The sequence below is a fragment of the Streptomyces sp. NPDC003393 genome (assembly GCF_053589015.1).
Genome location: NZ_JBSFRB010000089.1, coordinates 1 through 5489 on the forward strand (window position 1 = coordinate 1; position 5489 = coordinate 5489).

5 protein-coding genes are annotated in these 5489 nt (G+C 68.3%); 2 read left to right on the plus strand and 3 right to left on the minus strand.

Annotated elements, in window-relative coordinates; all coding sequences use genetic code 11:
• Window positions 1–26: 26 nt before the first annotated feature.
• On the minus strand, window positions 27–170 hold the full coding sequence (locus tag ACWDUZ_RS38330) for a hypothetical protein (RefSeq protein WP_451636452.1): 144 nt from the start codon (window positions 168–170) through the stop codon (window positions 27–29).
• A gap of 33 nt (window positions 171–203) precedes the next feature.
• Here ACWDUZ_RS38330 and ACWDUZ_RS38335 point away from each other — a divergent pair, with 33 nt between their 5' ends.
• Complete coding sequence (locus ACWDUZ_RS38335; protein ID WP_451636453.1) at window positions 204–461, plus strand: polymorphic toxin type 44 domain-containing protein; 258 nt, start codon at window positions 204–206, stop codon at window positions 459–461.
• 177 nt (window positions 462–638) lie between these two features.
• On the plus strand, window positions 639–965 hold the full coding sequence (locus ACWDUZ_RS38340; protein WP_451636456.1) for a hypothetical protein: 327 nt from the start codon (window positions 639–641) through the stop codon (window positions 963–965).
• A gap of 466 nt (window positions 966–1431) precedes the next feature.
• Here ACWDUZ_RS38340 and ACWDUZ_RS38345 read toward each other — a convergent pair whose 3' ends face one another.
• Window positions 1432–1560, minus strand: coding sequence for a hypothetical protein (locus ACWDUZ_RS38345; protein ID WP_451636454.1), 129 nt, complete (start codon window positions 1558–1560; stop codon window positions 1432–1434).
• Between the two features lie 959 nt (window positions 1561–2519).
• Window positions 2520–5024 (minus strand): Helicase associated domain protein, encoded by a 2505-nt coding sequence (locus ACWDUZ_RS38350; RefSeq protein WP_451636455.1) that lies wholly within the window; start codon window positions 5022–5024, stop codon window positions 2520–2522.
• Between the last annotated feature and the right edge of the window lie 465 nt (window positions 5025–5489).

Below are 5489 nucleotides of genomic sequence, written 5' to 3' on the forward strand. Positions count from 1 at the left end.
CGATGAGTTTCTGAACGGCATGCGAGTCAGGCTGCGTCGGTGCGGTGCGGGGTGAAGGCCACCTGGGTGTCGTCATTGTCGAGAGCGATGTTCAGCGCGGCTCCGTTAAGCGTCAGGTTTCTGCCGAAACCGCTGGTGTCGTGCACCGTGGTCCCGGTCGCCTGGGCCATGTTCCGGGCACCGACTACAAGGTCTTCTACGACATGTGGTCGAACGTCCACTATGGCTACGTCGGCCGGGCCGCTGGCTTCGACTCCAAGACGCTCATAGAGGGGGCCTCGGTGTCCGATCCTGTCCTCGTTGGACAGGACGACTCGGCGGACCACATGACGATGCAGGCTGGGATTGACCTCTTCGACCGACACGGCCTCGACTTGACCAGGGAGCAGTTCCATGCCGCGGTGATCGACGTGATCGAGCAGATGTACGCGAAGGGAGTGAGCCAGGTGAAGAAGAAGTAGCCCGAACCCTCCCAACGGGGACCGGCCCTTCCTGCCGAATGAGGGCTGGTCCCCGCTGGTCAGGGCTTGATCAGCGATCAAATACAGTGACAGGCGGGGGCTCCGGCGCTTTCCGGCGCGGACGACGAACGAAGGGGGCTTATGGGCGACCGACGGCTGCATGGGTGTCTCGGCTTGGTGGTTGGACTGGGCCTTGCGGTGCTGGCTGCAATGCTTCTGGGCAGGGTGTGGAACGCCTGCGACACGGGAGTAAACAACGCTGCCAACAGCGGCTTTCTCTTCATCCTCTTCATTCCGGGGCTTTGGGCGATCCTGGTGCTCGGCTGGCTGGCGGTCGCTGCCTTACTGGGGAACCGCCCCCATCTCCAGCCTATCGGCCTCACGGTGGTGCTCCTCGCCCTTTCCTGGTGCGCCCTCTCACTCTTCTGGGGCGGCACCACCTACAACTGCCCCAGTGGCGTGCCCCCGTGGTGGCCGGGCTTCCTCCCGACCCCTGGGTTCTGAGGTGCGCGAGTACTTGCGCTGGCGGCGGACCCGATCGGTGAACGCCCGAGCGTGATGCGGATGGCAAATTTTGGCTCTGTCCGCAGTGCCGTGATGCTCATAGCTGGGTGAGGATTCGGGGCCGGAGGAGTTCGCGCGAAGCTCGGCCATACATGGCCCTTGTGAGGGTTTTCACCCTATTTACGTGTCCCTCGACGACCTCGGAGCTCCAGGGCAAGGTCAGTCCGGCAGTGACGGCGTCGAGTCCTGGCGGAGGAAGCCGGCGAAGCCCTTCATGGGCTTCGGTGCGTCTTGTTCGGCCTGCCACCGGATCCACTCCAGCAGGAGGGATCCTCGCTGGTGACGGACGCGAGGCCGGCGAAGGTGCGGGCGAGGTGGAGGCCCGGGTGATGTCCGGGCAGGCGAGCCAGACCTGAAGGAGGCGCTCGTTCTGGCACTCGGTGAGGGTCTCGCGGGGCCGCATGATTCAGGAGGTGATCTTGTAGGGGCTGGGGATGTCGGCCCGCACCGGTTCGGCGGTGCCCGCGCAGAGGGCGGCGAGGTGTTTGCGGACGACCTGGCGGTTGCCGCGGTAGTTGCGGGTGGCTTCGTTCACGTTCAGCGACGGGACTGTAAATCGTTCGGTGTAACTCCCGATCATGGAAGATGCATCGATGACCAGTGAGAACGTGGCCGAGCACGAGGCCGGCGAGTCGGCACCGATGGAGCAACCCCACGCAGGCGCGGGGACGACCGCACCATCGGGATGGAGGCGGGCCGGGAGCAACCCCCGCAGGCGCGGGGACGACGTCAGGATCCCGCCCAGCACGTCGAAAAAGGCGGAGCAACCCCCGCAGGCGCGGGGACGACGTCCGGTAGAACGCGTCCTGCACGATGCCGTTGGAGCAACCCCCGCAGGCTCGGGGACGACTCAACTCCGATGAGCCATGCCAGGAAACGTGCGGAGCAACCCCCGCAGGCGCGGGGACGACGCAGACGATGCGATCAGCTGTCGCAACGATCGGGAGCAACCCCGCAGGCGCGGGGACGACTCTCTGAACGCGCAGCAGTTCGCGCGGGACTGGGAGCAACCCCGCGGGCGCGGGGACGACTGGCACATCACCAGCAACAGCCACGACTGGACGGAGCAACCCCCGCAGGCGCGGGGACGACCCGCGACGCTGCGTCTCCGCCACCCGCCGCAGCGAGCTACCCCCGCAGACGCGGGGACTACTGACCAGGGGTACGCGCGTTGTACCTAGCATGTCGTCCCCGCGCCCGCGGGGGTAGCTCCTCTGCCCACGCCTGGACGACGTTCTGGCTGGCGTCGTCCCCGCGCCCGCGGGGGTAGTTCCGCATCAGCGCCTCGTTCGGCAGCCCGCGGCCTGTCGTCCCCGCACCCAGGCGAGGGCGGCGACTCGTCGTCCCCGCGCCTGCGGGGGTAGCTCCGACCCGCCCGGCTGGGCCGCGCGGTGGATGCCGTCTCCCCGCGCCCGCGGTGGTACCGCAGGTCGCTGGCACGATGCCCCGTCCTTCACACCGACGGGCGACCGCGCGCCCCCCCCGGCCAACCCGTTACCACCTCATGCCGAGGTGGTTGAGGTCGTTGCGTCGTTGTGGGCTGAGTGTGGCGGCGCGTCGGCGGGCGTTGTTGACGAACTGGCCGAGTCCTACCGGCTCGCCGTCGACGTCCTCGACGTGTTTGCGCGGTACTACGAGGTGCCCCTCGCGGGTGTGGAACTGCCGGGCCGCAGCGATGTTCCGCGCCCACGCGGCACTCTGCGATCGGCGTGCAGGCGGCTGCTCGTCCTCGCCCGCCGGCTCCAGTCCGAGCGCGCTCTCCAGCAGCCACTGCTGCGCGGGCAGCAGCTTGTCCCAGCCGAGCCGCTGCGCCGTGACCCATGCCCCGAGGTCTTCGCCCCGGACGATGATCTGGCCCGCCCGCCCGGGCAGGGTTCCGCCGGCTTTGACGTGTGTGTGGGTGAGGCGGAAGGTGCGTTGCCAGGCGATGTCCCAGCCGAGGGGGCACCATCCCGGGTCGATCGCTTCCAGCGCCTCCAGGCGGCTTTCCGGGAGCTCCCCGGCGCTGGGTACGCCTGTCTCTCCGGCGGCGCGGCGTTCGGCGTTCTGGAACGTCCTGCGGGCCGCTGCGCGCTGGTTCTTGGCCCAGGTCCCAATCGGGTAGCCCTCCCAGACTGCGGTGGCCGGCGGCAGGAGGATCCCGCCGTGTGCGGCGGCGTAGGAGCGGGCCACGGCGAGGCCCGCCTCCCAGGCGGTGTCCTGCACGGACCAGACCATGCCCAGCGCCTCGAGCTCGGCGACGCGCTCGGGCTCGAGTGTCCCGGCGGCGTAGTAGCGGCGCTGATCCGCGACCCATACCCCTGTGGGATGCCCGCCAATGCCCGGCCAGTCCTCCGGCGCGATGAACGTGTAGGGCACGCGCAGCTCGGTGTTGCCGGTCTCGCGCAGCCAGCGGGTGGCGGCTTCGATGCCGCGGCGCCAGTACGCACGCTCGGGGTCGATGACGCGCAGGCGCACGAATTGAGCGAGGACGGCAGGGTCGCGTTCCTCCATGAACCGCAGCACCCCGGCCGCCGCAGCCGTCCGCAGCTCCCGCCCACCCTCGCCGCCGTCCTGGCTGTCTGTGAACTCGTCTTCGTCGCCCTCGCGTTCACCTTGCGGACGAGCGTTGCGAAGGCGTGGGTCGGCGAGGGCTTCGATGGTGTCCGTGTCGTGCGCCCGCAGGGCTCCGAGGATCTTGGCCAGGCCGCCGTAGGCGTCCGAGGTGAGCAATTGATCCGGATCCTCGTCGGGTGAGAGGAACACCGGAACGATCAACGTGGCCAGCTTTCCCGCCCCTGGCTGCATCCGCAGCGCCCGTCCGACCATCTGCACGATATCCACCATGCTGCCGCGCGCGTCAGCGAAAAGCACCGCATCACATTCGGCGGTATCCACGCCTTCACCGAGAACCCGAACAGAGCTCAACACCCGCAAAGCAGCCGAAACATCACGGTCCTCGAATTCGGCTCCTCCGAGAAAGTCCGACGCGAATTCGTCCAGAACCTGGCGGCGGTGGATGGGCGGGTGCTCACCATACAGCCAGTTGGCCCACACCCGCTCCGCCGGCGGGAAGCTGCCGGGATCATCCTCGGCGAGCCGGGCCGCCACCGCCGGCACGCCGGCCGCCATCGCCTTAGCCTCCCCGATCCGGCTGTGGAAGGACAGCACCCGAAGGAACCGCTCCTGGGCGGCGGCGCGCATCAGCCCCGTCTGCACGGCCGCCAGCCGCGCCCCGCGCACAGCGGCAGACCCGGCGCCCTCGCTCGTGCTCGTGAGCGCGGCATGCAACTCGGGGTCGCGGATGTCCAGACACAGCACCTGATAGGGCGCCACAAGCCCCAGCCGGATCGCCTCGGACAACTTCAGCTTGTAGGCCACCGGCCCGAACAGAGGCGAGTCCTCGTCCATGCTCGCCACCAGCCGGGACGCCTCACCCTCACCCTCGGCATCCCAGATACGCGCCGTGGCCGTCATGTACAACCTGCGCGCGGCCGGGATCTGCTGCTGGTCGTGTACCGCCGCCCACGGCTTGCCCGCATCCCCGCTCGTTCGGTGCGCCTCGTCGACGACCATCAGGTCCCACACCGCCAGGCCGGCCGCATGCGCCCGCTGCAGGATCCGAAGCCCCACGGCCGCATACGTCGCGAACACCGTCACCGTCTCCAGATCCCCTGTCCAGGCGACCAGTTCGTCCGGATCGGTCGTGCACGGCAGACCGTCGCTCTCCTCGGCCCTCAGCGAGCAGACCCCCACCATCACGCCCCGCCGCCCGCCACGACGCCACGCATGGGCAGTCTGGGTGAGCAGGTCGAGTGTGGGCACCAGGACCAGGACCCGGCGGGCGGAAAGCCGGATCGCGGACTCCACCGCGATCAGTGTTTTACCGGAGCCGGTAGCGGCGATCACCTGCGTCCTCAATCCCTCCGGCGGCATCCGACCACCGGCCGGAACGGAAAGATTCCGAAGAACCCCATCGACCGCCTCAACCTGATGCGGACGCAACTCCATCTGCGGCATACTGTCCTCCAGTCAGGGCGATCCTTGACGGTATTTCAGGCCTTCAACAGGCTGGATCAGGAATGCTTTTACAGTCTCCTTAATCCCACCATTTGGTAGCGCAGCAGGCCGCAACGGGACCCGTCCAGTAAACCAGAAGACATCCGGGGAAGTAAAGTGACACACAACGCCGGGACCACCCATAGGCGATGCAGCATCTGACGGTTCCTCACCTTCTTGCATCCCGCGGACTGCACACGGCCACCACCGCTCCTGCAGCCAGCTCTTGACGGGTGCGGAGTACCCGTCAACTCCCGTACAGGACTGCGGAGCAGGCCTGGGAGGGACGGGAAGCCGGCGGAGCCGGATTCCCCTACGGGGCAACGGAGTTGACCCGTAGCCCGGAACGGAGTTCCGGGCTCATTCCGCGCTTGCGCGGAATCCGCCGCGTAGCGGCGGCGCGTCGTGTCTGCGGAGCAAGATCGG

Coding starts and splice junctions, on each gene's coding strand:
- ACWDUZ_RS38350 (WP_451636455.1), bottom strand. CDS start 5,024: ATGCCGCAGATGGAGTTGCGTCCGCATCAGGTTGAGGCGGTCGATGGG.
- ACWDUZ_RS38330 (WP_451636452.1), bottom strand. CDS start 170: ATGGCCCAGGCGACCGGGACCACGGTGCACGACACCAGCGGTTTCGGC.
- ACWDUZ_RS38335 (WP_451636453.1), top strand. CDS start 204: ATGTGGTCGAACGTCCACTATGGCTACGTCGGCCGGGCCGCTGGCTTC.